Source organism: Streptomyces sp. NPDC049627 (assembly GCF_044465645.1).
In the GTDB taxonomy this organism is placed as follows: Bacteria; Actinomycetota; Actinomycetes; order Streptomycetales; family Streptomycetaceae; genus Streptomyces.
In genome coordinates this window covers 827,826-853,530 of the sequence record NZ_JBITLW010000001.1, presented here as the reverse complement: position 1 = coordinate 853,530, position 25,705 = coordinate 827,826, and the positions used below count along the sequence as shown (strand labels likewise).

The 25,705-nt window shown below is 72.2% G+C and carries 27 protein-coding genes; 12 read left to right on the top strand and 15 right to left on the bottom strand.

The window, feature by feature from the left end; genetic code table 11:
- Window positions 1–9 precede the first annotated feature (9 nt).
- Window positions 10–2,022 carry a serine/threonine-protein kinase gene (locus ACIBU0_RS03750; protein WP_398811098.1) on the bottom strand — a complete coding sequence of 671 codons (2,013 nt, stop codon included), beginning with the start codon at window positions 2,020–2,022 and terminating at the stop codon, window positions 10–12.
- 224 nt (window positions 2,023–2,246) lie between these two features.
- On the opposite strand from ACIBU0_RS03750, the gene ACIBU0_RS03745 reads away from it, so the two are divergent.
- The gene (locus tag ACIBU0_RS03745; RefSeq protein ID WP_398811095.1) at window positions 2,247–3,029 is read left to right on the top strand and encodes a polysaccharide lyase family 7 protein; all 783 of its coding nucleotides are present in this window, start codon (window positions 2,247–2,249) and stop codon (window positions 3,027–3,029) included.
- A gap of 33 nt (window positions 3,030–3,062) precedes the next feature.
- Here ACIBU0_RS03745 and ACIBU0_RS03740 read toward each other — a convergent pair whose 3' ends face one another.
- The gene (locus ACIBU0_RS03740) at window positions 3,063–4,073 is read right to left on the bottom strand and encodes a zinc-binding dehydrogenase (RefSeq protein WP_398811092.1); all 1,011 of its coding nucleotides are present in this window, start codon (window positions 4,071–4,073) and stop codon (window positions 3,063–3,065) included.
- Complete coding sequence (locus ACIBU0_RS03735; protein ID WP_398811089.1) at window positions 4,066–4,497, bottom strand: 4-oxalocrotonate tautomerase family protein; 432 nt, start codon at window positions 4,495–4,497, stop codon at window positions 4,066–4,068. Before ACIBU0_RS03735 ends, ACIBU0_RS03740 begins: the two co-directional genes overlap by 8 nt.
- Window positions 4,498–4,585: 88 nt before the next feature.
- Here ACIBU0_RS03735 and ACIBU0_RS03730 point away from each other — a divergent pair, with 88 nt between their 5' ends.
- Entirely contained in the window at window positions 4,586–5,176 is a 591-nt protein-coding gene (locus ACIBU0_RS03730) for a TetR/AcrR family transcriptional regulator (RefSeq protein WP_398811086.1), read from the top strand.
- A 63-nt stretch (window positions 5,177–5,239) separates the two neighbouring features.
- On the opposite strand, the gene ACIBU0_RS03725 is transcribed toward ACIBU0_RS03730, so the two are convergent.
- From ACIBU0_RS03725 to ACIBU0_RS03695, 7 genes are all read right to left on the bottom strand, one after another.
- Window positions 5,240–5,362, bottom strand: a complete 123-nt coding sequence (locus tag ACIBU0_RS03725) for a hypothetical protein (RefSeq protein WP_398811084.1) — start codon at window positions 5,360–5,362, stop codon at window positions 5,240–5,242.
- A gap of 21 nt (window positions 5,363–5,383) precedes the next feature.
- Window positions 5,384–5,911: an NUDIX hydrolase family protein gene (locus tag ACIBU0_RS03720; RefSeq protein WP_194049900.1), complete on the bottom strand. Its 528-nt coding sequence runs from the start codon at window positions 5,909–5,911 to the stop codon at window positions 5,384–5,386.
- A gap of 42 nt (window positions 5,912–5,953) precedes the next feature.
- Window positions 5,954–7,135, bottom strand: coding sequence for an amidohydrolase family protein (locus tag ACIBU0_RS03715; protein ID WP_398811081.1), 1,182 nt, complete (start codon window positions 7,133–7,135; stop codon window positions 5,954–5,956).
- 1 nt (window position 7,136) lies between these two features.
- Window positions 7,137–8,540, bottom strand: coding sequence for a glutamine synthetase (locus ACIBU0_RS03710; RefSeq protein WP_398811078.1), 1,404 nt, complete (start codon window positions 8,538–8,540; stop codon window positions 7,137–7,139).
- A 69-nt stretch (window positions 8,541–8,609) separates the two neighbouring features.
- A complete protein-coding gene (locus ACIBU0_RS03705) occupies window positions 8,610–9,419 on the bottom strand; it encodes an SAM-dependent methyltransferase (RefSeq protein ID WP_398811075.1) in 810 nt (269 codons plus the stop codon).
- Between the two features lie 134 nt (window positions 9,420–9,553).
- Window positions 9,554–10,378, bottom strand: a complete 825-nt coding sequence (locus tag ACIBU0_RS03700; RefSeq protein ID WP_398811072.1) for a hypothetical protein — start codon at window positions 10,376–10,378, stop codon at window positions 9,554–9,556.
- Between the two features lie 116 nt (window positions 10,379–10,494).
- Complete coding sequence (locus tag ACIBU0_RS03695) at window positions 10,495–11,217, bottom strand: response regulator (protein ID WP_398811767.1); 723 nt, start codon at window positions 11,215–11,217, stop codon at window positions 10,495–10,497.
- Between the two features lie 347 nt (window positions 11,218–11,564).
- On the opposite strand from ACIBU0_RS03695, the gene ACIBU0_RS03690 reads away from it, so the two are divergent.
- From ACIBU0_RS03690 to ACIBU0_RS03655, 8 genes are all read left to right on the top strand, one after another.
- Window positions 11,565–12,752 (top strand): sensor histidine kinase, encoded by a 1,188-nt coding sequence (locus ACIBU0_RS03690; protein ID WP_398811069.1) that lies wholly within the window; start codon window positions 11,565–11,567, stop codon window positions 12,750–12,752.
- A gap of 194 nt (window positions 12,753–12,946) precedes the next feature.
- Window positions 12,947–13,588 (top strand): helix-turn-helix domain-containing protein, encoded by a 642-nt coding sequence (locus ACIBU0_RS03685; protein WP_398811066.1) that lies wholly within the window; start codon window positions 12,947–12,949, stop codon window positions 13,586–13,588.
- Window positions 13,589–13,640: 52 nt separating this feature from the next.
- Window positions 13,641–15,011, top strand: coding sequence for a M24 family metallopeptidase (locus tag ACIBU0_RS03680; RefSeq protein ID WP_398811063.1), 1,371 nt, complete (start codon window positions 13,641–13,643; stop codon window positions 15,009–15,011).
- Window positions 15,011–15,988, top strand: coding sequence for a thiamine pyrophosphate-dependent dehydrogenase E1 component subunit alpha (locus ACIBU0_RS03675; protein ID WP_398811060.1), 978 nt, complete (start codon window positions 15,011–15,013; stop codon window positions 15,986–15,988). Before ACIBU0_RS03680 ends, ACIBU0_RS03675 begins: the two co-directional genes overlap by 1 nt.
- Window positions 15,976–16,956: an alpha-ketoacid dehydrogenase subunit beta gene (locus ACIBU0_RS03670; RefSeq protein WP_398811057.1), complete on the top strand. Its 981-nt coding sequence runs from the start codon at window positions 15,976–15,978 to the stop codon at window positions 16,954–16,956. Before ACIBU0_RS03675 ends, ACIBU0_RS03670 begins: the two co-directional genes overlap by 13 nt.
- Window positions 16,957–16,978: 22 nt before the next feature.
- Window positions 16,979–18,331 (top strand): amidohydrolase family protein, encoded by a 1,353-nt coding sequence (locus tag ACIBU0_RS03665; RefSeq protein WP_398811054.1) that lies wholly within the window; start codon window positions 16,979–16,981, stop codon window positions 18,329–18,331.
- Window positions 18,328–19,203, top strand: a complete 876-nt coding sequence (locus ACIBU0_RS03660) for a cupin domain-containing protein (protein ID WP_398811051.1) — start codon at window positions 18,328–18,330, stop codon at window positions 19,201–19,203. The genes ACIBU0_RS03665 and ACIBU0_RS03660 overlap by 4 nt, the downstream gene beginning before the upstream one ends.
- Window positions 19,200–19,889 carry an SDR family oxidoreductase gene (locus ACIBU0_RS03655; RefSeq protein WP_398811048.1) on the top strand — a complete coding sequence of 230 codons (690 nt, stop codon included), beginning with the start codon at window positions 19,200–19,202 and terminating at the stop codon, window positions 19,887–19,889. The genes ACIBU0_RS03660 and ACIBU0_RS03655 overlap by 4 nt, the downstream gene beginning before the upstream one ends.
- 37 nt (window positions 19,890–19,926) lie before the next feature.
- Here ACIBU0_RS03655 and ACIBU0_RS03650 read toward each other — a convergent pair whose 3' ends face one another.
- The 5 genes from ACIBU0_RS03650 to ACIBU0_RS03630 all read right to left on the bottom strand — a co-directional run bounded on the left by ACIBU0_RS03650 (window position 19,927) and on the right by ACIBU0_RS03630 (window position 23,204).
- Entirely contained in the window at window positions 19,927–20,733 is an 807-nt protein-coding gene (locus tag ACIBU0_RS03650; protein WP_398811045.1) for an SAM-dependent methyltransferase, read from the bottom strand.
- 48 nt (window positions 20,734–20,781) lie between these two features.
- A complete protein-coding gene (locus ACIBU0_RS03645; RefSeq protein ID WP_398811043.1) occupies window positions 20,782–21,429 on the bottom strand; it encodes an endonuclease in 648 nt (215 codons plus the stop codon).
- On the bottom strand, window positions 21,426–21,764 hold the full coding sequence (locus tag ACIBU0_RS03640; protein ID WP_398811040.1) for a DUF3140 domain-containing protein: 339 nt from the start codon (window positions 21,762–21,764) through the stop codon (window positions 21,426–21,428). Before ACIBU0_RS03640 ends, ACIBU0_RS03645 begins: the two co-directional genes overlap by 4 nt.
- 39 nt (window positions 21,765–21,803) lie before the next feature.
- Window positions 21,804–22,286 (bottom strand): Dps family protein, encoded by a 483-nt coding sequence (locus ACIBU0_RS03635; protein ID WP_398811038.1) that lies wholly within the window; start codon window positions 22,284–22,286, stop codon window positions 21,804–21,806.
- 108 nt (window positions 22,287–22,394) lie between these two features.
- Window positions 22,395–23,204 (bottom strand): lysophospholipase, encoded by an 810-nt coding sequence (locus ACIBU0_RS03630; protein WP_398811035.1) that lies wholly within the window; start codon window positions 23,202–23,204, stop codon window positions 22,395–22,397.
- 181 nt (window positions 23,205–23,385) lie between these two features.
- On the opposite strand from ACIBU0_RS03630, the gene ACIBU0_RS03625 reads away from it, so the two are divergent.
- Window positions 23,386–24,573: a thiolase family protein gene (locus tag ACIBU0_RS03625; protein WP_398811033.1), complete on the top strand. Its 1,188-nt coding sequence runs from the start codon at window positions 23,386–23,388 to the stop codon at window positions 24,571–24,573.
- Window positions 24,574–24,657: 84 nt separating this feature from the next.
- The gene (locus ACIBU0_RS03620) at window positions 24,658–25,431 is read left to right on the top strand and encodes a sulfite exporter TauE/SafE family protein (protein ID WP_398811031.1); all 774 of its coding nucleotides are present in this window, start codon (window positions 24,658–24,660) and stop codon (window positions 25,429–25,431) included.
- Window positions 25,432–25,705 lie beyond the last annotated feature (274 nt).

Sequence of the window (25,705 nt, the reverse complement as noted above, 5' to 3'; positions counted from 1 at the left end):
CCCGCCGCGTCACTGCGCGCGGAGTCCGGTGGCGGCGGAGGCCGCGAGGGCCTCGGCCATCGCGCAGAGCCGGTCCTCGGTCCGCTGCCCGCTGACGTCCAGGCGCACCATCTCGGCGGCCGTCTCGGCGTTCCGGCCGCTGTATCTGCGGTACTCGACGAAGGCCGAGCAGGTGTCGCCGTCGTCGCCCGGTTCGACGATGGTGCGGTGTCCGCCGAGCGTGACGGTGGTGGCGCCGTCCTCCGCGGACTTGGGCTGATCCCGGAAGAAGCTCACCTCCGCGTCCAGCTCGTCGACGTCGCTCGACCACTCGCAGCTCCAGTTCGCGACGCCGACGTCCGGCACGTCGGTCTTGAGGCCGGGGACGACGGACAGCGCCTTGGCGTCGAGGAGCTTGCAGGCGTCCTTCCAGGCCAGCGACGAGCGGGGATAGGCCGGGGAACGGCGGGGGACCGGACCGCGGTCGAGGACCTCGGCCGCGCTCGTGGCGGCCTTGTCCGCGACCGTGCACAGGGTCGCGTCGCCGCCGAGCACGGAGCCCTTGCCCATGTTGACGCGGACCCCGACCAGGGTGCCCTCCGTGTCGCCTTCGGACGTCAGCAGCAGCTTGCACTCGTCGCGCTCCGACTCGTCCTCCCGGATGCCGATTCTCCCGACGGTGCGGGAGGGCTTCGACCCCTCGGGCGGCGTGCCCCGCAGGAGGCGGACCGACACGTCGATCCGGGTCCCGTCGCCGACGCCCACGAGTACGTCGCAGCGGTCGAAGTTGCCGTAGTCCACGTCCACATGGACGTCCCCGTCGCCGAACCGGCCGAGAGCGGCTGGGTCGGTCAGGGCACACACATCGGCCGTGTGCGGATCGCCGATCAGGGACTGCGGCCCACCGCCTGAGGCGTCCGCCTCCAGCCGGCTCCGCCCGGGCCCGGGGGTGCCCTTGTCGTCGTCACCGTGGCCGGGGATCACGGCGAGACCAAGGGCCAGTACGGAGCTGACGCCGAGGGCGGCCGCGATCAGCGGCTGGCGCAGACGCCGGCGCCCGGTGACGGTGGTGGCCGTGTCCCGAGGCGTGGTCGGATCGGCTGCGGCGACGTCCTCCAGGAGCCGCTTGACCTCGACGGCCTCGGGGCGCTGCCGTGGGTCGCGTTGCAGCATGGCGGTGAGCACCGGGTACAGCGGCCCGACGGCGGCGGAGTCCAGCTCGACGACGCCCTGTTCGGCCTTCCAGTACCGCAGCCGCTCGGCTTCCTCGCCGTCGTCCTGCGGCCCGCCGGTGCCGGCGTCCTCCAGGGGGGCGCCACCGCGCGGCGGCGCACCCGTGACCAACGCGTGCAGGGTGGCGGCCAGGCAGAACACGTCCGAGGCCGGCCGGGGGACGTTGCCCCGGGCCAGCTCGGGGGCGGCGTAGTCAGGGGTGAAGCTGAACGGGCCGTTGACGGTGATGGTCTCGGTGCCGCCGACCCGGTAGGCGGCACCGAAGTCCAGTAACTTCGCGGCGCCGTGCCGGGTGAGGCCGATGTTGGCCGGCTTGACGTCGCAGTGGACGATGCCCGCCTCGTGCAGGGCGGCCAGCGCGTCGGCGAGCTGGGCACCGATGCGGGCCGCCCGCTCGGGAGAGACCGTCGGCTGCCGGTCCAGGCCGCCGCCGGGGACGTACTCCATGACGAACCAGTACGTCTGCGTCCCGTCCCGCGCCCCGTGCCCGTCCCGCGCCCCGTGCCCGTCCCGCGCCCCGTGCCCGTCCCGCGCCCCGTGCCCGTCCCGCGCCGCGTTCTCGTCCTGCTCCACGGTCACCACGTCGAACAAGGTCACCACATGGGGGTGATCGCGGAACTTGGCCATGGCGCGCGGTTCGCCCAGCAGCCGCCGTACCGCGGTCTCGCTCTCACCGTCCGTACGCTCCGGTTTCAGTGCGACGTCCTGACCCACCACCGTGTCGTGGGCCAGCCACACATCGCCGCCCCGCCCCGCGCCGATGATCTCCTTGAGGACGTAGCGGTCGGCGAACTGGTCCCCGGAACGCACGGATCTTCCCCCTCGGTCGAGTCCGGAACACACACGGCGCAGGCCCGCGCGCACGGATCGACCGTACTGCGCAGGGCGGACCGCACGCAGTGTCTACCCAGACCCTTCATCAGTCGCACGCATGCGTATCAGCGGTGAGATCACCGGGCCCGGGACCCGTCCCGGCAACGGCCCGTACGGTACGCGTCGGCACCGACCGCACGCCCCCGACAGAGGAGCCCTCCATGCCACGCCCCCGGATCCTCGTGCCGGCCGGCATCACCGCGGTCGTCTCGGCCGCCACGTTCACGCTGTCCGCCCACGCCGGCGCTCCGGCCCCGCACGACCGGTCGGCCGCCCGGTGCACGTACCCCGCCGACGTCCTCGACCTGACGAACTGGAAGCTCACCCTGCCCACCGGCGACGACGAGGATCCCACCGAGATCACCCAGCCCGAGCTGGCGGCCTTCTCCGCCGACCCCTGGTTCCGCGCCGAGGCCGGCTGTGCCGCGGTGAGATTCCGGGCCGCCGTCAACGGTGTGACGACGGGCGGTTCCAGCTACCCGCGTGCCGAGCTGCGGGAGATGACCGCCGGCGGCGCGGACGAAGCGGAATGGTCCACGACGGACGGCACCCACACCCTCGTGGTCAGGGAGGCGTTCACGGCACTGCCCGGGGAGCGGCCGTACGTGGTCGGCGCGCAGGTCCACGGCGGGGACGACGACGTCACCGCGTTCCGCCTCGAAGGCAGCAGCCTGTACGTCACCGACGGCGACGACCGCCACCACCACCTCGTCACCGACGACTACGAGCCGGGCACCGAGTTCGAGGCGAAGTTCGTGGCCAGGGACGGGGAGATCGGCGCGTATTACAACGGCCGCCTGCAGACCACGATCTCCCACGACGGTGACACCAACTACTTCAAGGCAGGGGCTTACACGCAGGCCAACTGCGCCAACTCCGAGCCGTGCGCCGACGGCAACTACGGCGAGGTCCGCATCTCCCGGATCAAGGTCACCCACTCCTGAGCGGTGGGAGGCGGCCGCGGAGCCGGCCGGGCGTCAGCCTTCGGCCCGGACGAAGACGGGCTTGAGGTGCTTCTGGGGCAGGGCGTCGGGGAGTTGCTCCCAGTCGATGACATGGGAGACGACCCGCCGCGGGTCGACCTTGCCGGACCGGGCGAGTTCCAGGGCGTCGGGGATGTGGCCCCGGACGTTGTCGCGGGCGATGCGCAGTGTGACGCCGGTGAGGTACATGTCGAGCAGGGGCAGCTCGCCGGGACGGAAGTGGTTGCCTGTGGACTCGCAGACTCCTTCCGGGGCGAGGGACTTGACGGCCAGGGCGAGCTGGTCGACGCGGCCCGTGGCCTCGACGGCGATGTCGAACCCGTGCCGGACGGGTTCCAGCGCCTCGGCGGTGGCGGCGCCGAACCCGTGGGCGATCTCGCGGTGGGCCGGTTCCGGGTCGACGTAGAGCACCTCGGAGGCACCGAGGGCGCGGGCTATGTCGCACACGTACAGGCCGATGCTGCCACGGGCGACGACCAGGACGCGGGCGCCGGGCCTGGCCTTGAGGTGCGGGGCGACCAGGCGCCAGGACAGGGACCAGTTGTCGCTGGCCGACGCCATGGCGACCGGGTCCAGATCGCCGGGCAGCGGCACCAGCATGGCGTCCGCCCACGGCACGCGGACCAGATCGGAGAAGAGCCCTCCCCAACTGCCGCCGATCGGCGCGCCGTACATCGCCATGTGGGGTACGGCCGTGCAGTGGGCGGTCAGTCCGGCGCGGCAGTTGGCGCAGGTGCCGCAGTGGATGGACCAGGGCACGACCACGAGGTCACCGGGGGCCACGGACGTCACCGCGTCGCCGGTCTCGACGACTCTGGCCACGCACTCGTGGCCGAGGGCGAAGGGCGGATCGACGAAGCTGTGCCCGGCGAGAATCGCGGAGTCGACGTCGCAGGACGTCGCGGCCACGGGGGCGACGATCGCCTCCTGGTCCGACCGGAGCTCGGGGTCGGGCGCCTCCCGCCACTCGACCGAGTGCCGGGCGGCGTAGGTCAGTTCACGCATCGGCCCGCTGCCCCTTCGCCAGGGCCACGAGGTCGGCGTAGCGGATGACGGAGCCGCCCGCGCCCCAGGTGCCGTCGGGCTGCTCGTGCACCAGCACCCACACCCGCAGGGCGTCGTCCCGGGACAGCCCGGCCGCCTCCAGCACCGTCTTGGTGGCGTCCTCGACCAGGCCGGCCTTGCGGCGCTCGGAGAGGGCGCCCTGCGGCACCGTCACCTCGACCAGGAAGCGGGGCGCGTCGTCCTCGGCGGTGGTCTGCGCGCCCTCGGGCAGTTCGACCAGGTAGCTCCAGGCCTGGGCCCGGAAGAACGCGGTGTCGGGCGCGCCCTCCCAGCGCAGCAGTACGGCGGCCAGGTCGCGCTGGACGGTCTTGCGGCCCTCCTCGGTCAGTGAAGCGGGCGCAACGGTGAGCCGGATCATCGGCATGACGACGTCTCCTCGGCCTATGACAGTCGTTATAAGAGAAGGTCACGCTAGACTATGACGAGCGTTATAGCCAGAGGGGAGCACGGTCTTGGCCAGATCCAGCGCGCCGTCGCGTGACCGCATCGTGGCGGGGGCGGCCGACCTGATCAGCAGGCGCGGCCTGAACGCCGCGAGCATCCGGGAGGTCGCCAAGCACGCCAAGGCGCCGCTCGGCTCGACGTACCACTACTTCCCCGACGGGAAGCAGCAACTGGCCACCGAGGCGGTGCGGTACGCGGGCGCGGCGGTCTCCGGCATTCTGCGCGGGGAGCTGGACGCCGGGCCGGTCGCCGGGCTGCGCGCCTTCCTGGCCCTGTGGCGCGGCATCGTCGTCGAGAGCGACTTTCGCGCCGGGTGCCCCGTGCTGGCCGTCTCCGTCGAGGAACCGCCGGCCGATGAGCGCCCACCGGCTCTGGTCGCCGCCGCCGAGGCCTTCCAGGACTGGGAGCGGCTGCTCGTCGAGACGCTGTGCGCGCACGGCGCCGACCCGGAGCGAGCGCCGGGGCTGGCGGCGCTGATCGTGGCGTCCGTCGAGGGCGCGATCGCCCTGTGCCGGGCCAAGCGCAGCATGCAGCCCCTGGACCAGGTCGCTCAGCAGCTGGAGGAGCTGATCCTCGGTGCGGTCGGCCGTGCCGCCTGACAGGCATCTCTCCCGATGCCCGGGACCGCGTCAGGCGCCGTCCCTCGGACGGCAGCGGCGCAGCTACTCGGAGGCCCAGGTGTGAGGGGCGGTCATCGGCAGCTGCCCCTCCCTCGAGGCGAGCCGGGGACGTGTCGACGCCACGGACGCGCCGACGATCCCGGCGCCGACGCCGACGACGGACATGCCCCGCGGCCCCTTCGCCGGTCAGATCACGCAGCCCACATGTGCCAGCGCCTGCTTCAGCAGCACCCCGTGACCGCCCGGCATCTCGCTCTGCACCGCGGGGGACAGGGCCTCCTGCGGGCTGAACCAGACCAGGTCGAGGGCGTCCTGGCGGGGGCGGCAGTCGCCGGTGACCGGGACGACGTAGGCGAGGGAGACCGCGTGCTGGCGCGGGTCGTGGTAGGGCGTGATGCCCTGTGTCGGGAAGTACTCCGCGACGGTGAACGGCTGCAGGGAGGTCGGGACGCGGGGGAGTGCCACCGGGCCGAGGTCCTTCTCCAGGTGGCGCAGGAGGGCGTCGCGGACCCGCTCGTGGTGCAGCACGCGGCCGGAGACCAGGGTCCGGCTGACCGTACCGTCCGGTCCGATGCGCAGCAGGAGGCCGATACTGGTGACCTCGCCGCTGTCGTCGACGCGCACGGGCACGGCCTCGACGTACAGGATCGGCATGCGGGCGCGTGCCTGCTCCAGCTCGTCGCTCGTCAGCCAGCCGGGCGTGGTTTCGGTCATGTCAGACATTGCTTGATCATACTTTCCGGGAATTGCGAACGCTCAGTCGCGGTGCGGACGGGATTCGGGGGTGGGAGCGCAGACGGGATCGGTCGTGGGCAGTCCGTAGAGGCGGCGGGCGTTGTCGCCGGCCGTCCACGCCGCGATCCGCAGCGCGTCCGGCAGGCTCAGTTCGTCGGCGTCCACCCGGTCCTGGAGCAGGTCGCCCAGGCCGCGGCGGAACGCCAGGGCACCGAGTTGGTAGAACTCGGCCAGACCATAGGCGTCGGAGCTGTACAGCAGCTTGCGGAACGGGGTGATCTCCAGGGCCTCCGCGAGGATCGCCCGGGAGCGAGCGGGGCCTACGTGGTGCAGGGTGAGGCCCACGTCCAGATACACCTGCTCGAACACCGCCGCGAGATACGCGGCCTGGCGCTGGTACGGCCAGCAGTGCAGGAGCAGGACGGGGATCGTGCCCTTGGTGAGGTGCAGCCAGTCCGTCAGGAGCGTGGGGTCCACCCGGTGCAGGCGGATGTCGTTGTCGCCGAAACCCGTGTGCAACTGGAGGGGCAGCCCCAGGTCCACCGCCGTCCACAGCAGGTGCCGCATCAGGACCGGGTCGGCCAGCCGTCCGCCGTCCGCCAGCCACTGCCGGGCCGCCGCGGTGACGAGCGCGCCCGTGGGGCGCGCCGGGTCCAGGGTGAAGCCGGTGCGGTAGGCGGCCACCGACTTCACGGCCACCACGCCCGGACGCCGTACGGCCTCCTCGGCCGCCGCCCGGAACGCGGTGGCGTACGCGTCCGGCTCGACCCCCGCGGCCACCACGGCCTCCGCGACCGCCTCCAGCCGTACGACTTCGTACGCGGCCCCGTCGGCGCTCTCCGCCAGTTCCCCGGGCGCGGTGATCCGGTGCGGGGTGTACCCGGTGTCGACACAGAACACCTCGGTTCCGGCGGCGGCCAGGAACCGGCGGTTCACCTCGCGCCACCCCAGCTCGGCGCGCCGGTCCAGGTACGCGTCGGCGGGGGCGTGGCGCGGCAGATCGAGCAGGGGCGCGCAGTGGCGGCGTACCGCCACACCCGCCGGGGTGTCGAAGGACGAGATGCCGGGCCACGGCTCGCCCCCCTCGGTGAGCAGGGACTCGAAGCCGCCGCGGTCCAGGTCGGTGGTGACCACCCCGTGGCAGTGGTGGTCCACCAGCGGCAGCGCCGCCAGCGCCTCGTGGACCGGGCCTCGGGTGGTCATGTCAGTACTTCCACCGGTAGGCCGCCGCCACCCCGTCGTCGTCCAGCCCGGCGACGGTGGCCAGTTCGCCCTCCCGTACGGCGATGACGGCGTCGGCGAGGACCGGGCCGAGCGCGGCACGCAGCGACTCGTCGGTGCGGAACTCCGCCACGGCCTCGTCCAGAGACGCAGGCAGTCTGCGCACGCCCCGCGCCGCCGCCTCCCGCGCACCCAGACGCGCCGGATCCCCGGTGATCTCCTCGGGCAGCCGTGCGCCCGACCTCAGTCCGTCCAGCCCGGCGGCGATCAGACAGCCGAGGGCGAGGTACGGGTTGGCGGCCAGGTCCACCGGCTTGATCTCCAGGTTGGCGGCCTGGTCACGGTGGCCCGCCGTGCCGGTGACGACGCGCAGCCCCGCCTCTCGCGTCTCCCGGCCCCATGCCGTGAAGACCCCGGCCCACTGGGAGGGCCTGAGCCGCAGACAGCTGGCCGGACTAGGCGCTGTCACCGCGGTGAGGGCGGGGAGGTGGGCGAGGACGCCGGCCGCGAAGGACTCGGCCTCGGGGCGCATGCCGTGCCGGCGGTCACCGCCCGCGTGCAGGTTCACGCCGTCGCGCCAGACGGAGAGGTGGACATGACCGCCGTTGCCGACGCCCTGCCCGAGGACCGCCGGGGCGAAGGACACCGCGAGGCCGTGGCGCTGTGACACGGCCCGGATCGTCTGCCGTACCAGCACGCTGCGGTCGGCCGCCCCCACCGGGTCGAGCGCACCCACCGACAGCTCGAACTGCCCGGCGGCGTACTCGGGATGGAACTGGTCGACCTCCACGCCCTGCCGTGCGAGGGCGGCGAGCAGATCGGCGGCGCAGTCGCTCAACTCGACCTGGCGGGTGGCGCCGTACGCCGGACCCGTCACCGCGGGCACGAACGCGCCGTCGGGGCCCGGCGGTCGAGCGACGGCCCACTCGATCTCGATGCTCGCCCTGAAGGTGAGGCCGTGCCGCTCGGAGGCCTCCTGGACCGTGCGCCGCAGGAAGGTGCGGCTGCATGCGGGATGCCGTTCGCCCTCCTGCGTGATCCGGTCGACCGGCGCCCACGCCCAGCCGGGCTGTCCGGCCAGTTCCACCAGGTGGTCAAGGTCGGGGTAGAGGCGCAGATCGCCGTCCGGGGAGCCGAGGACGTCGGTGGTGACGATGGAGTCGTTCGCCAGGAAGGTGTCGAACACCGGTGACATGCCGACGCCCCAGGCCGCCGCCGAGGCCAGCTTCGCCGTTGGGACCGTCTTCACCCGGCCGATACCGGCCGTGTCGACGTAGGCCAGGACGATCCCGTGCACACCCCGCCCGGACAGCTCGCCGCTCAGCGCGCCGGCCCGCTCGACGTCACCGGGACGCCCGCCCGGGACGGGGTCGGCAAGGGTGGTCATACGGTCTCCTCGACGAGCTCGGCCGGATGGGTGCCGGTCGGTGCCGACTGCGTGCGGTCGCTGTCGGTGTCAGGGTTTCACGGCGACCGCGCCGTACTGGGGCACCGGGGCGGCCGAGTCGGGGGCGCGCCACTGCGAGCAGGACACCATGCCCGGCTCCAGCAGCCGGAGTCCCTCGAAGAACGCGGCGATGTCGGCGCCGCTGCGGGCCGTGATCGGCGGTGTGGCGTTCTCGTTCCAGAACTTCATCGCCGGGATCTGGCCCTCGCCGCCGAGTTCGGAGTCGAAGGTCGGGTGCGTCAGGACCAGGTGGCTGCCGGAGGGGACCGCGGCCAGGACGCGGCGCACGATGTCGCGGGCCTTGTCGTAGTCCAGGACGAAGTTGAGGATGCCCAGCATCATCACCGCGACCGGCTTGCCGAAGTCCAGGGTCTGCCCGGCGCGTTCGACGATGGCGTCCGGATCGTGGACGTCGGCGTCGATGTAGGCGGTGACGCCCTCGCGGGTGCCGGTCAGCAGCGTGCGGGCGTGCACGAGGACGATCGGGTCGTTGTCGACGTACACGATCCGCGAGTCGGGGGCGACGCGCTGGGCGATCTCATGGGTGTTCTCCGCCGTCGGCAGCCCGGTGCCGATGTCCAGGAACTGGCGCACGCCCCGCTCCTCGGCCAGGAACCGCACGGCCCGGCCGAGGAACTCGCGGTCCGCGCGGGCGATGTCCCGGATGATCGGGAACATCCCGGCGACCTGCTCGCCGACCTGCTGGTCGACCTCGTAGTTGTCCTTGCCGCCGATCCAGTAGTTCCACACGCGCGCGTTGTGCGCCACACCGGTGTTCAGCTTCGCCGACCCGCCCGACGGGGTGTGGCCATCGCTCACGACTCGTCCTCTCCTCGCACGCACGACCGAAACCGGCCATCGCCGCCATTGTGCCGCTCCGTTGATCACGTTGTCCCGGGAATCGGCAGAGGAGTCAAGGAGGTTGGCGTACGCGAAGCGGAGTGCCGTGGGCGTCACTCGATCTCGGAGGGAGCGGGCTTGGGCGTCCGTCCGGCCAGCACGTCCTTCAGGCGCTGGGTGCCCTGCTTCACCGCCGCCTCGACGGAGTCCTGCTCGTTCCCGTCGAGGCCCCCGGCCGTGACGGTGATCGCGTCGTTGCCGATGCGTACGGCGGCGACGTCCAGCGTCAGTGTGGCCTCCTCGCCGTCGCTGGTGCCCTGCACCGTCACCCGCAGTCCCTGACGGGCGTCGCCCACGTCGGGCAGCTTGGTCTCGATGACCTGGACGGTGCGCTTCTCGCCGTCCTCGGTCATCGTGAACTGGTCGCACTCGTCGGGCAGTTTCGCCATCCACTTCAAGGAGTCCTGAGGGTCGCTCCGGTCGTAGGAGGCGACCTGGTACAGCAGGCGTGAGTCGCCCTGCGTGAAGCCGCGCAGCGCGTTCGCTCCGGACGGCTTGCCCAGCAGGTCGTCGTCGTAGAGCGAGTCCATGAGCCGCTGGCAGTCGGCCGCGTCCGCCTTGGCGGTGAGGAAGTCGGAGACGTCCACCTTGCCGATGAGCAGGCTGTCGTGCCAGTTCTCGGCCTCCGTGTCCTTGACCTGCGTCCAGTCGTCCTCGATGTCCGCCTCGGTGATCAGCGCGGCGTCCGCGCCGGACTCGGTGAGGGTGGGGGTGGGAGAGGCGGTCGGCTGCTTCCTGGCGGCCGGTGAGGCGGTGACGCCCGAGGCCGGTGAACCGTCCTTGTCGCCGTCGTCCGAGCAGGCCGCGGTGGTCAGCAGCGCGCCTGCCGCCAGGGCCGAGGACAGGACGCGGGCGAGTCGGGACGAACGACGGGTCATCGGGAGTGCCTCCTGAGAACGTGACGCGTGTCCTCACCGCACCACCGGACGCGGCGGCCCACCAGTGGCACCGGACCGTTCGAGTGAGCGCGGCCTGCCGAGGGGGCGCGGGCGCCTCACATGCCGGGCTGCGCGTGCCCGTGCTGCCAGGCCCAGGCGGCGATCTCGACGCGGTTCCGGGCGGCCAGTTTGAGCTGGACGCTGGACAGGTGCGTCTTCACCGTGGACAGGGAGACGTACAGCTCGGCGGCGATCTCGGCGTTCGTGCGGCCGAGCGCGACCAGGCGGACGACGTCGAGCTCCCGGTCGGTGAGGGGCTCCCTGAGCGGGGCGGGCCTCGGCGGAGCGGAGGCGGCGGGTTCGGCCTGCGGGGCGGTGACGTGCCTGAGCAGGCGGACCGTGACCGACGGCGACACCAGCGAGTCGCCGGCCGCGGCGGCGCGGACGGCCTCCGCGAGGAGGGTGGGCCCCGAGTCCTTCAGCAGGAATCCGCACGCGCCGCCCCGCAGCGCCCCGTACACGTACTCGTCGAGGTCGAACGTGGTCACCACGACCACCCGCATCGGGTCGGCCACGTCCGGCCCCGCCAGCAGCCGGGTCGCCGCCAGGCCGTCCAGCTTCGGCATCCGGATGTCCAGCAGACATACGTCCGGCCGCTCCCGCCGGGCCAGCGCCACCGCCTCCTCGCCGTCGGCGGCCTCCGCGACCACGGTGATGTCGGGCTGGGCGTCGAGGAAGAAGCGGAAGCCGGTGCGGACCATCTCCTGGTCGTCGGCGATGAGGACGCGGATGGGGGCGCCGGGCGCGGGTGAGGAGGTCGACGGGGGCCGGGTGGACATGGCTCGATCATGCCTTACGGGGTTCACGCAGAGGGCGGCCCTCGGCGGGGTCCGCGCCGTCGGCGGCCGGTCCGCGGTCTGTGCCCGGTCGGCGATCACCCTGCGCAGCAGCGGCCGGCCGCCACAGATCGCCGCGAACACGGCGAGGGCGCCGACGACGACACAGACGACGACTGCTGCGCTGCATCGCATACTCCTGAGGTCCATGGTGAGGATGCGGCACCACCCTCGCCCCCGGACCCGGGCGCGCGCCTCGGCCATAAGGCCGGCGTCAGCGGCGCCCGGCCGCGACTGCCTCGGCCGATCGGCCGATCCCGCCGCGCACGGCCTCGCCTACCGTGACCGGCATGAAGTCCGTTTCCCCCCGCGGCTGTGCCCGGGGCTGCGCCGTGGGCGCCCTGCTCGCCGCCTGTGTCGTCGACGTCCTCTACGCGGGCTCCGACGGCACGAGCGTCCTGCCGACGGCGAGCCCCGTGTGGCCGACCCTGGCCGTGCTGCTCGTGGGCCTGTCCGCGGTGCTGTGGCCGGCCGGCCGGCGCCCGGAGTGGCTCACGCCGCAGGTGCGCACCGCCGTGCCCGCCCTCGTCTCGGGCCTGTACTCGGTGGGCTGCCTGGCGACCCTCAAGGCGAACACCTTCGGTCCCGGCGAGGTCCTGATCCTGCTGTGCCTGCTGTTCGTCGCGGTACGGCACTGCCCGCCGCGCGCGGCCTGGGTGTGCGGCGCCCTCGACGCGGGTGCGCTGATGCTGCTGCCGGTCCGGTATCTCGGGCCGCTGGACGCCAACGTGCTGGGCTTGATGCTGGTCGGCCTGGTCCTGATCGGCCTCTTCGGCGGGTTCGCCGTGTACCTGCGCACCATGGACTACCGGCGGACGCTCGCCGTCAGCGAGACCCGGCGCGGCGAACGCGTCGCCATCGCCGCCGACCTGCACGACTTCGTCGCCCACCATGTCACCGGGATCCTCGTGCAGACCCAGGTGGCCCGCATGATGGCGCAGACCCGGCCGCATGAACTCGACCCCGTCCTGGCCGGCATCGAACGCGCCGCCACCGAAGCCCTCGCCTCGATGCGCCGCACGGTCGGTGTGCTGCGTGACAGCGGCGACCAGGCGAGCGACCGCCGTCCGGTCGGTGACCTGGCGGGCATCGCCGAGCTGACGGACGGATTCGCGAGCCCGGTCCAGCAGGTCACCCTGCGCCGCGACCCGGCCGTGTCCGACGACCTCCCGCACGAGGTGCAGGCCGCGGCCTTCCGGGTCGTGCAGGAGGCGCTCACCAACATCCGCCGCCACGCCGCCGACGCCATCCACGTCGAGGTCCGGCTGCGGGACGACGCCGGGCGCCTGGAGGTGTCGGTCGCGGACGACGGACGGGGCGGCACGCAGCTTCCGGCGGCGGCGCACGGGGGTGGGTTCGGGCTGGTCGGGCTGAAGGAGCGGGTGACGGCATTGGGCGGGGAACTGCAGGCGGGGCCGCGGGGTGGGGCGGGGTGGGAGGTGCGGGCCGTCTTTCCAGCGGGGGCGCTCCGCGGGTAGTGCCGCGAGAGGCCGTCGATCGTCTGCGGGTTCGTTGTGGCTGGTCGCGCCCACGCGGCGGAGCCGCACAGTGATACGGCCCCGCGCTCCTTCAGGGGCGTTGCCGAACCGCGCTCGACCAGGAGTCCTCCCGGCTGTTCAATAGTGCTGCACACGTCCAGTGAGCGGTCCGTAGCACCGGGGAGGAGCAGACCGTGTCACCCACTCCCGTGCCGCCCGTCGGCGCGCGTATCCGGCAGGCCCGCCTCGCGCGCGGGACGAGCCTGCGGGCGCTCGCCCGGGAGGTCGGCGTGTCGGCGAGCCTGATCTCGCAGATCGAGACCGGCAAGAGCCAGCCCTCGGTCAGTTCCCTGTACGCCATCACCACAGCCCTCGGCATCTCCGTAGAGACCCTCTTCGACGCAGGCGAAGCCCAAGCCACGTTTCGGTCGGCGGCAGCCCCCGGCCCCGTCCTGCAGGCGCTGGCCGCCTTCGCCGCCGACCCTGGCCGCCGCATCGGCCCGCTGGTCAGGCCGGACGAGCGGGAGGTGCTGGAGCTGGACTCCGGCGTCGTGTGGGAGCGTCTCGGCCATGTTCCGGGCACCGACGTGGACTTTCTCCTGGTGACCTACCGGCCCGGCGGCGCCTCCTCCAGCTCCGACGGCCTCATGCGGCACGGGGGCACCGAGTACGGATACCTGACCTCGGGCGAGCTCGTCCTCACCCTCGGCTTCGAGGAATACACGCTGCGCCCGGGCGACGCGGTCTGCTTCGAGTCGACGACCCCGCACCGTTACCGCAACGATGGAGAGGAGCCGGCCGTGGGCGTCTGGTTCGTCCACGGCGACGTTCAGTGACACTTGACACTCGCCGCCCGCGGTCGTTCACTCCGAAGCGGGGGTGGTCGCCATGGCGATCCGCACATATGGACCCAACGCCGTCGACTGGGAAGAGCGCATCGACCTGGACCGGCTGCGCAGACAGCGCCTGGCCCGGCTGAACGAGACCCTGAGCCGGTCCTCACTGGGCGCCGTCCTCAGCTTCGACTTCGCCAACATCCGCTACATGACCGCCACGCACATCGGTACCTGGGCGATGGACAAGCTGATCCGCTTCGCCCTGCTGGTGCGCGGCGCCGAACCGGTGGTCTGGGACTTCGGCTCCGCCGCCCGGCACCACCAGCTCTACAACCCGTGGCTCGACTACAGCGACGGCAAGGAAGGCAGCCCGCCCACCGGCGCCCGCGCCGGCATCTCCACCCTCCGCGGCGCCTTCCACCCGGACGCGGGCATCGCCGAGGACGTCGCTGCGAAGATCGCCACGGAGCTGCGCGAGCACGGACTCGCGGGCGAACCCGTCGGCGTCGACGTCGCCGAGATGCCGGTCCTCACCGCCCTGCGCGCCGAGGGCATCGACGTCGTCGACGGACAGCAGGTCTTCCTGGAGGCCCGCCGCATCAAGACCGGCGACGAGATCGCCCTGCTCACGCAGGCCTGCGCCATGGTCGACGCGGCGTACGAGGAGCTGTACGGCCATCTGCGGCCCGGCGTGCGCGAGAACGAGTGCGTCGGGGTCGTCAGCAAGGTGCTGTACGACCTGGGCAGCGAGTACGTCGAGGGCGTCAACGCGATCTCCGGCGAGCGCTGTTCACCCCACCCGCACGTCTACAGCGACCGCCTGATCCGCCCCGGCGACCCCGCCTTCTTCGACATCCTGCACAGCCACCTCGGCTACCGCACCTGCTACTACCGCACCTTCGCCGTGGGCAGCGCCTCCCGTGCCCAGCGTGACGCCTACGTCCGCTGCCGGGAGTACATGGACCAGGCCATCGCCCTCGTCAGGCCCGGCGCCACCACCGCCGACATCGTCCAAGTGTGGCCGCGCGCCGAGGAGTTCGGTTTCGCCGACGAGACCGCCGCCTTCGCCCTCCAGTACGGCCACGGCGTCGGCCTGTCGATCTGGGAGAAGCCGATTTTCAGCCGCCTGGTCTCCCTCGACCACCCCGAAGTCCTCGAAGAGGGCATGGTGTTCGCCCTGGAGACCTACTGGCCCGCCGCCGACGGCTGGTCCGCCGCCCGCATCGAAGAGGAACTGGTCGTCACCGCCGACGGTTGCGAGGTCATCACCAAGTTCCCCGCGGAGGAACTGCTGGTGGCCGGCCGCAAGTACTGGACGGTGGGCGGCGAACTGAACACCCGGCGCGAGTCGCAGTCCCACCTGAACACCGGCCGCGCGTCACAGGCCCCCCTCGACACCTCCCGCGACAACGGGGCCAGCTGATGGACCCGGCCGGACTCCTCGCCGCCTACGAGCAGATGGCCGTCATCCGCCGTACGGAGAAGGCCGCCCACGACCTGTTCCTGCAGGGCCTCGTCAAGGGCACCACCCACCTCGCCGCCGGACACGAGGCGATCGCCGTCGGCGCGAGCGCCGCCCTGCGCCCCGACGACTACGTCTTCGCCACGTACCGCGGCCACCACCACGCCTTGGCGCGCGGAGCGAACCCGCAGGAGTGCCTCGCCGAGCTGATGAGCCGGGCCACCGGATTGTGCCGGGCCAAGGGCGGCTCCATGCACCTGACCAAGGCGTCCACCGGCATGCTCGGCTCCTACGCCATCGTCGGCGCCCACCTCCCGATGGCGGCCGGTGCCGCCTGGTCGGCCAAGCTGCGCGGCACCGGCCAGATCGCCGTCGCGTTCTTCGGTGACGGGGCCACCAACATCGGCGCCTTCCACGAGGCGCTCAACCTGGCCGCCGTATGGAAGCTGCCGGTGCTGTTCGTCTGCGAGAACAACCTCTACATGGAGTACACGCCGATCGCCGACGTCACGGCGGTGCCCCGGCCCGCCGCCGACCGGGCGCCCGCGTACGGCATCCCCGGCGAGGTCGTCGACGGCAACGACGTCGTCGCCGTACGGGAGGCGGTTGCGCGGCTCGCTCAGCGGGCCCGGGCGGGAGACGGGCCCGCGCTGCTGGAGGCGGAGACCTACCGCCACTTCGGGCACAGCCGCGCCGACCCGGCCACCTACCGCCCGGCCGAGGAGGTCGAACGCTGGCTGAAGCACGACCCGTTGGACGTGGCGCGCGGACGGCTCGCCGAGCTGGGCGTACCACCGGAGACGATCAGCGAAGCCGACGAGCGCGCGAGTGCCGTCGTACGCGAGGCGGTCGAGGCCGCGAAGAGTGCCCCGCCACCCGATCCGGGCCAGGCGCTGACCGACGTATGGGCGGACGGAGGTGCGGCGTGGCGGACGTGATCAGCTACCGGGAGGCCGTCGCCGAGGGCATCGCGCGGGAGATGCGGCGCGATCCGGCCGTGGTGTGCCTGGGCGAGGACATCGGCGAGGCGGGCGGGGTGTTCAAGACGACCGTCGGGCTGATGAAGGAGTTCGGGCGCGAGCGGGTGTGGGACACGCCGATCTCCGAACAGGCCATCGTCGGGGCGGCGATGGGCGCCGCGATGACCGGGATGCGGCCGGTCGCCGAGATCATGTTCTCGGACTTCCTGGCCTGTTGCTGGGACTACCTCGCCAACGAGGTCCCCAAGGTCCGGTACATGACGGGCGGTCAGGTCACCGTCCCGCTCGTCGTGCGCACCGCCAACGGCGGCGGCCTCGGCTTCGGCGCCCAGCACTCCCAGGCCACCGAGAACTGGGCGTTCACCGTGCCCGGACTGAAGATCGCCGCCCCGGCGACGCCCGCCGACGTGATCGGCATGATGGCGGCGGCGATCCGCAGCGACGACCCGGTCGTCTTCTTCGAGCACAAGGCGCTGCTCGCCACCAAGGGCACGCCCCCGCCACCGGACCACGTCGTCGAGCTGGGCCGCGCCGCAGTCGTGCGTGAGGGCGCCGATGTCACCCTCGTCGCCCTCGCCTCGATGGTGCCGCTCGCGCTGAAGGCCGCCGAGGCCCTGGCCGGTGAGGGCATCGAGGCCGAGGTCGTCGACCTGCGCTGCCTCGTGCCGCTGGACATGAGTACCGTGCTGGCCTCGCTCGGCAGGACCTCGCGGCTCGTCACCGTGGAGGAGAACCCGTACCAGGGCGGCTGGGGCGGCACCCTCGTCTCCGTCGTCGCCGACGAGGGGTTCGGCCTGCTGGACGCGCCGGTCCGGCGGGTGACGGGGGAGTGCGTCCCCCTGCCGTTCGCCGACGCCCTCGAAGAGGAGGTCATCCCCACCGTCGACAAGGTCGTGGCGGCCGTCCGGGCTCTCGCCGCGTACTGAACACCCCCTGGGAGGTAGAACGATGACCCGTCGGATACTCCTGCGCGGCGGTCATGTGCTGTCGCTCGACCCCGCCGTCGGGGACCTTCCCCAGGGGGACGTCCTCATCGAGGACGGCACGATCGCCGCCGTGGACCGGGAGATCGGCGCCGACGCCGAAGTGCTCGACATGACCGGCCGGATCGTGATCCCCGGCTTCGTCGACACCCACCGCCACACCTGGGAGGCGCCCATCCGCAACGTCGCCCCCGACGCCACCCTGGACGACTACTTCGTCGACATCCTCGACACCTTCGCGCCCCTCTACACCCCCGAGGACGTGTACGCGGGCAACCTCGCGGGCTCGCTGGAGTGCCTGAACGCCGGCATCACGACCCTCGTCGACTGGTCCCACATCAACAACACGCCCGAACACCCGGACGCCGCGGTCCAGGCGCTGAAGGAGACCGGCATCCGCGCCCAGTACGCGTACGGCAGCGCCAACACCTCACTCGCCGACTACTGGTTCGACAGCAAGATCGCCATCCCCGGCGACGACGTACGTCGGATCCGCGAGAAGTACTTCTCCTCCGACGACGGCCTGCTCACCATGGCGCTCGCCACCCGCGGCCCCGGCTTCTGCACCAACGACGTCGTCACCTCCGAATGGGCCCTCGCCCGCGAGCTCGGCATCTCGGTCACCGTGCACGTGGCGATGGGGCGGCTCGCCGGCCGCTTCGGCATGGTCAAGCAGCTGCACGACCTCGGTCTGCTCGGCCCGGACACCACCTACATCCACTGCTGCTACTTCCACGAGGACGAGTGGCGGATGGTCGCCGACAGCGGCGGTACGGTGTCGATCGCGCCGCAGGTCGAGGTGCAGATGGGGCACGGCTGGCCGCCCGTCATGAAGGCCATCGAGTACGGGCTGCGGCCGTCGCTCAGCATCGACGTCGTCACCACCGTGCCCGGCGACATGTTCACCCAGATCCGCGCGGCCTTCGGCGCCGAGCGCGCCCGCGTCAACGCGGACTGCTGGAAGGCCAACCTGCCCGTGCCCGACACCATGTTGACGGCACGTCAGATGCTGGAGATCGCCACGGTCAACGGCGCCCACGTCGCGGGCGTCGAGGACCGCACCGGCTCCCTGACCCCCGGCAAGCGCGCCGACGTCGTCGCGATCGACGCCACCGCGCTCAACGTCGCCCCGGTGCACGACGCGGCCGCCGCGGTGACCCTGTCGGCGGACGTCTCCAACGTCGACACGGTCATCGTCGACGGCGTGGTCCGCAAGCGCGACGGCAAGCTCGTGGCCGACGTCGACCGGGCCCGGCGCCTGGTGCAGGAGTCGCGCGACCGGCTCCTCGCGGCGAAGGAGGCGAGGAGCGCGGCATGACCCGTCACCTGGTGCGCCGTACCGCCGACGTCCCGGAGCCGCCGTACGACGAACTCGGCTACCGGCGGCGGATGTTGGTGGGCGAGGACGACGGCAGTGTGCACACCGGCTTCGGCCTGTGCGGGATACGGCCCGACGGCCGGGTCGCGGCCCATGTGCACTCGTACGAGGAGAGCTTCCATGTGCTCTACGGGGCCGTGATCCTCGATGTGCCCGAAGGGTCCCACCGTCTCGAAGAGGGCGACTACGGCCTCCTCCCGACCGGTGTCCCGCACGCCTGGCGCGGCGCCGGGGACGTCGCCGGCCGCTGGGCCGACATGCTCGCCCCCGTGCCGCGGGCCCGCTACGGACACGACACCCAGGCGGTGCCCGCGCTGCCGGAGCGCGATCCCGTCCGCATCGACGTCCGCGACCCGCGCACCCGGTCCTTCGGCCACTTCGAACCGGCGCAGATGGACCCCGGCAAGCAGTCGCAGGACCTGCTCGCGGTGTCGGCGAGCATGCGGACCGCGCTGCTCGTGTACAGCGGGATCACCGTCAAGATGATGGTGGACGGCGACCTCGGCGCGGTCGCGTCGACCATGTTCATGGTGCAGTACGCCCCGGACGGCGTCGCCGGCACGCACGACCACCCCTTCGAGGAGACGTACCTGATCCTCGAAGGGTTCGTGGACGCCACCTTCGACGGGGAGCGGTACCGGCTCGGGCCGGGCGACCTGGCCTGGGCGGGCGCGGGGTGCGTGCACGGTTTCGCCAACGCCGGTGATGGGCCGGTGCGGTGGCTGGAGACGCAGGCGCCGCAGCCGCCGTCGCGCCACTCCTACCGGTTCACGCGGGACTGGGAGTACCTGAGGGAGGTCCTGGAGCCATGAGCAGTGTTCTCGTCGTGGGCGGCACGTCGGGGATCGGCCTGGAGTTCGCCCGGATGCGGGCCGAACGGGGCGACGAGGTCGCCCTGACCGGCCGGGACGGCCACCGTGCCGACACCATCGCCAAGGAGTTCGGCGCCCGCGGACTCGGCCTCGACCTCAGCCGGCCGGGGGAGATCGCCGCCGCACTGGCCGACGTCGGGCGCGTCGACCACCTGGTCGTCGCGGGCGTCACGCGCGACGACAACAAGGTCACCGAGTACGACATCGACGCCGCTCTGCGGCTCGTCACCCTCAAACTCGTCGGCTACACCGAGGTCGTGCACACCCTGACGTCCCGGCTGCACGACGACAGCGCCATCGTGCTGTTCGGCGGACAGGCCAAGGAACGGCCCTACCCGGGCGCGACCACGGTGGCGACGGTCAACGCCGGCGTCCGCGGCCTGGTGAACACCCTCGCCGTCGAACTCGCGCCGATCCGGGTCAACGCCCTCCACCCGGGCGTGGTCGGGGACAGCCCCTACTGGCAGGCCAAGCCGGAGAAGGTCCTCGCCGCCCTGCGCACCGAGACCCCCACCGGGCGGCTGGCCACCATGGCCGACGTCGTGGACGCCGTGGACTTCCTGCTGCGCAACGGGTCGGTCAACGCCGTCGAACTCAACGTGGACGGTGGGTGGTTGCTCGGCTGAGCGAGGGCCGAGGGGTGCCTACGGGGTGGGTGCGGAATCAGCGTTTGAGGCCGACCGCACCGTACAGGGACACGGGTTCTTCCTTCGCGTCGTGCTCGTCCCTGGAAGGGCGCCAGTCGGACAGGGAGACGATCCCCGGTTCCAGCAGCTCAAGTCCCTTGAAGAACCGGCCCATTTCGGCCTGGGAACGGGCCACGAGCGTCACCCCGCTCGCCCGGTAGGCCGCGATGCCCCGGTGGACGTTCTCCGGATCGAAGTCCGCCGTCATCGCCGACAGCACCAGACAGCTGCCCGGCGCCAGCGCACCGACCAGGGTGGCCACGAGAGCGTGGGCGCCGTCGTCGTCCCCGATGAAGTGCAGGAGGGCGATCAGCGACAGGGCGACGGGCCGGTCGAGGTCGAGGACGGTCGCCGCCCGTTCGAGAATCCGCTCCGGCTCGCGCGCGTCGGCCTGCACATACTCGGTCACCCCCTCCGGAGTGCCGCGCAGCAGGGCCCCCGCGTGGGCGAGCACGATCGGGTCGTTGTCGACGTACACCACCCGCGCGTCCGGCACGACGGACTGGGCGATCTGGTGCAGGTTGGGCTCGGTCGGGATGCCGGAGCCGATGTCGAGGAACTGGCGGATCCCCGTCTCCCGGACGACCGTCCGCGTGGCCCGTTCCATGAAGCGGCGGTTGGCCCGCGCGTGCCGCGGCGCGTCCCCCTGCATCGCCGTGATCTGCCGCCCGAGCTCCTCGTCGACGGGGTAGTTGTCCTTGCCGCCCAGGAACCAGTCGTACACCCGGGCCGGGTGCGGCCTGCTCGTGTCGATCCGCGGTACGGCCGGCTCGGTCCCGGTCACGCAGGTCTCCTCTGCTCGGCAACGGCGTGTGCGAGCAGTCTTACACGATCATGCGGCCCGGCGGAGGCTGTCCTCGGCCACCTCCTTGTCGAGCGAGGCCCGCACCAACGCGGCGGCGAGCACGGCCGGTTCGGTGTTCCCGGCCAGGTCGGTGAGCCGGTCCGGGTCCTTCGGCAGGCCGAGCCGCCGGGCGCCCGAGAGCGCCTTGTCGTCGAGGTAGGGCGCCACTTCCGGCCAGACCCGCTGGACCTCGCGCAGGAAGATGTCGGCGCCGGCCGGGCCCAGGCCGGGGAACTCCTGGAGCAGTCGGCGCAGTTCGGCGACATCGCCGTCCGCCTCCTCCCGCAGGCGGCGCAGATCGCCGCCCCAGCGGTCGGACAGCAGCTCGGCGCCGTCGCCGAGTTGGGTGGCCGTGCGCTCGTCGTAACGCCGGTAGCCGCCGCGTCCCAGCGCGTCCACCCGCTCCTGCCAGTCGGCGGCGGCCATCCGGCGCGGATCGCGCATCCCCGCCTCGTACAGCTCACGGGCGGTGTCGAGCGCGATCGAGCCGCGGATCCTGGCGCTGAGCAGCAGCGCCAGGACCAGCAGCCGGTACAGCGGCTGCGGGGTGTCCTTGAGCCTGATGCCCGCCTCCTCGGCGAACGTCTGCCCGTGTGCGCCGACGAGCTCGCGCACCAGGCGCTTGTCGTCGGTCATGGCGATGCCTTGAGCGGATCGTGCCCGATGGTCATCAGCCGGTGCCGGAGCTCCGTGTCCTCCGCCTCGGGCTCGTTCTCCAGGTCGACCTGCGAGGTGACCGTGTCCACGACGTCCCGCATCACGCGGAGGTCGTCCTCGGTGAGGTCCATCCGGCGCTTCTGCAGGATCGACAGGACGTGCTGCCCGGTGGGCGAGCCCGGGTGCTCCGGCAGGGGCTCCGTCTCCTCGTCGGCGTACTGGACCCGCAGCCAGGCCGCCAGTTCCGCCGAGGTCATGTTCACCACGCGGTGGAAGTCCTCCCACAGCGCGTCGAGTTCAAGGGCGTCGGTCATGGTGGGCCCCTTCTCTGAGGACGGGAAGTGCGGGCGGCGTCAGTCGTCGCGCGGCCAGTTCTCCGCGTCGAACATCCACCGCTGCTTCTCCAGCTCGCGCGTGATGCCGATCAGCAGGTCCTGCGTGACCGGGTCCGGCTCGGCGGTCGCCGTGACGCGCTCACGCAGCCGCTCGACGGCCGACTCCAGCGCCTCCTGGATCAGCCGGACGACCTCCGTGTCGCGCAGCCAGCCCTCCTTGGGGCCGGGCAGCGTGTAGGCGGCGGCTATGGTCTCCGGCCGGCCGTCGGGCGGCAGACCGAGCGCCGCCGCGCGTTCGGCGACCTCGTCGGCATACGTACGGGCCACCGACACCACCTCGTCCAACTGGAGGTGGATCGACCGGAACCGCGGGCCCACGATGTTCCAGTGCGCCTGCTTCCCGATCAGCGAGAGCCCGAGAAGATCGACGAGCGTGCTCTGCAAAGCCTCCCCGGCGACCCGGCGAGCCGGTTCGGGGAGCGTGCTCTTGACCACGGTCATACGGTGCTCCTCCCTCTGGCGTGGTTGCCGGTACGGAGCGGTGCGGCGCGGCAACCGCTCCACGCGGGCGCGGGTGCCCAGGGCGAATCGGAGCAAACGTCACGCGTCTCAGCCTGCGAGCACGTCGTCCAGGAAGCGGATGAGGTCGGCGAAGACGTCCGCCTTGTTCGTCTCGTGGAACACCTCGTGCCGGGCCCCGGCGTACACCCGCCGGATCAGCTCGTCTCCGCGCAGCTCCTCGACGCCGACCCGGCTGCCGGACAGCGGGACCAGCCGGTCGTCGTCGCCGTGCAGCCACAACAACGGCACGGCCCCGATGCCGCCGCCCTTGGACACGGTGTCCAGCATCCGGGCGAACGCCTCGACCGTCGGCCGTTTCATCGGCCCGTGCCAGACCAGCGGATCCGCCGCGTACGCCGCGCCCACCTCCGGATCCCGGGACAGCGCGGCCGGGCTGATGGGCGTGTCGGGGATCTCGTCGAGGGCGAGCAGCCGCCGCGGCAGCGCCCAGTCGCCGATCACCGGCCCGGACAGCACCAGAGCGGCGAGTTCGTCACCGTGGAGCTGTGCGTAGCGGGCCGCGATCAGGCCGCCCATGGAGTGTCCGATCACGACGACCGGTACGTCCGGATGCGCGGTCCGGGCCAGGCCGGCCACCGTGTGCACATCGGCGACCACGTCCTCGAAGTCCTCGATCAGCACACGTTCGCCCGCCGACCTCCCATGGCCGGCGTGATCGGGACCGAACACGGCGGCACCGTGCCGGACCAGGACCTCCGCGACCTCGGCATACCGGCCGGCGTGCTCTCCGTAGCCGTGGACCACGAGCGCGAGGCAGCGGGCCCGCGGGTTCGGCCATTCGTGTACGGCGATCGATCCGCGCCTTCCGTCGAGGACATGCTCGCGGGGGTCGGCCATGGGTCCTCCGGCTGTGTCGGTGAACTGCGTCGCTGGACTGTGTCAGTGAGCTGCGGCGGTGAGCTGCGGCAGTGCCGCTTCCGGGGATCTTCCCAGGGTGTGGCGGCTCGGTCTATAGTCCAAAACTAGCGCCGCTAATTAACCTGGTGTCGATCCATACTGCCCGGTCAGGAGACCTGTCGTGCGTCCCGTCCACTTCGCGGCCGCCCGCCGCACCCCCATCGGCAAACTCCGCGGAGCGCTGTCGTCGGTCCGGCCCGACGACCTAGCCGCCGCCGTGATCCGGGGCCTCGTCGCGGACGTCCCCGCACTGGACCCGGCGCATGTCGACGACGTCTACTGGGGCGCCGCCAACCAGGCCGGCGAGGACAACCGCAACGTCGCCCGCATGGCCGCGCTGCTGGCCGGACTGCCCGAGTCGGTGCCCGGCGCCACGGTCAACCGCCTGTGCGCCTCCGGCCTCGAAGCCGTCACGATCGCCGCCCGCACCATCGCCGCGGGCGAGGCCGACATCGTGGTCGCCGGCGGCTCCGAGTCCATGAGCCGCGCCCCCTTCGTCCTGCCCCGCCCCGACGAGGCGCTGCCCCACCGCATCGAGACCGCCGACACCCGGCTCGGCTGGCGCCTGGTCAACCCGGCGATGAAGGAACTGCACGGCCTGCTGTCCATGGGCGAGACGGCCGAGGAGGTCGCCGAGCGCTACGGCGTCCCGCGCGAGCGGCAGGACGAGTTCGCCCTGCGCAGCCACCAGCGGGCCGCCGATGCCCGCAAGAACGGCCACTTCGACGACGAACTCCTGCCGGTCGAGCGCCCGGACGGGGTGCTGGTCGACCGCGACGAGTGCGTCCGCGAGGACACGTCGTACGAGAAGCTGTCCCGGCTGAAGCCGGTCTTCCGTGCGGACGGCACGGTGACCGCGGGCAACGCCTCCCCGATGAACGACGGTGCGGCCGGACTGCTCCTGGTCAGCGAGGAGGCCCTGAACGCCCTGGGCCTGGAGTCCCTCGGCCGCTACGTCGCCGGCGCCTCGGCCGGCGTCCACCCCGACGTGATGGGTATCGGCCCGGTCCCCGCCACCCGCAAGGCCCTGGCCCGAGCCGACTGGACGATCGCCGACATCCAGGAGGCCGAGTTCAACGAGGCGTTCGCGGCCCAGGCCCTCGCCTGCGTGGACGCCCTCGGCATCGATCCCGAGTTGGTCAACCCGAGCGGAGGCGCGATCGCCCTCGGCCATCCGCTGGGCTGCTCGGGCGCACGGATCCTCACCACGCTGCTGCACCGGATGCGCAGGACGGGGGCCGAGCGGGGGCTGGCCACGATGTGCGTCGGTGTGGGGCAGGGGAGCGCGGTGCTGGTGGAGCGGCACTAGCAGCCTCTCGTCCGGCGAGCAATCTCCCACCTGGCGAGACGGTCCTTACCGTACCGGTTGTCCGGACATACCATCGGTCTCCGCATGGACACGATGACGCTCTGGCACACAACCGGCTGGGAGTTCGCCGCGCTCGCCTTCGCGGCGCTGCTCGTCGGCTTCTCGAAGACCGCCGTGAGCGGGGCCAACACGGTCAGCCTCGCGATCTTCGCCGCCGTACTGCCCGCCCGCGCCTCCACCGGCGTACTGCTGCCGATCCTGATCGCCGGGGACGTGCTCGCCGTCCTCACCTACCGACGGCACGCCCACTGGCCCACGCTGTGGCGGCTGTTCCCCGCGGTCGCGGCCGGTGTCGTCCTCGGCACCCTGTTCCTGGTGTGGGCGGACGACGGGATCGTCCGCACGTCGATCGGCGCGATCCTGCTGCTGATGGCGGGCGTGACGGTGTGGCGCCGCCGCACGGCCGAGCAGGCGGAGGAACCGGAGTCGGTGACCAGCCGCGCCGGCGGGGTCAAGGCCCGCTCGTACGGCGTCCTCGGCGGTTTCACGACGATGGTCGCCAACGCGGGCGGCCCGGTGATGTCGATGTACCTCCTGTCGGCCGGCTTCCGAAAACTCGGCTTCCTCGGGACCTCGGCCTTCTTCTTCCTGATCGTCAACGTCTCCAAGGTGCCCTTCAGCGCCGGCCTCGGCCTGATCGACGGCTCCTCGCTGCTGCTCGACGCGGCACTGGTGGTGTTCGTCGTGCCCGGTGCGTTCCTCGGCACGTGGGCCGTGAACCGCATCAACCAGCGGCTGTTCGAGCAACTCGTGATCGCGGCGACGGTTGTGGGTGGGGTGCAGCTGTTGCTGCGTTGACCCGCAGGAGCCGCGTAGCGCCAGGAATGTGCCTGGTGGTGTGCGCTCCGCCGGGCTGGTGAAGCCGGACGAGGGGTGGCGAGAGCGTGAAGCCGACGAGGAGCGCGACGAGATGCGATGCCGCGCCCCAGCGGGCGGTCAGCTCCTGCGGTTCGGTGCGGGCCCCCGTCCAGCGCACGCACGGTGCCGCGCGAGGTCTCCAGGCATTCCTTCATCTGCTGGACGCGTTCGAGGCGCGCTGTCGGCTGATGCCGACAGCTGCTGCCAGTTCGCG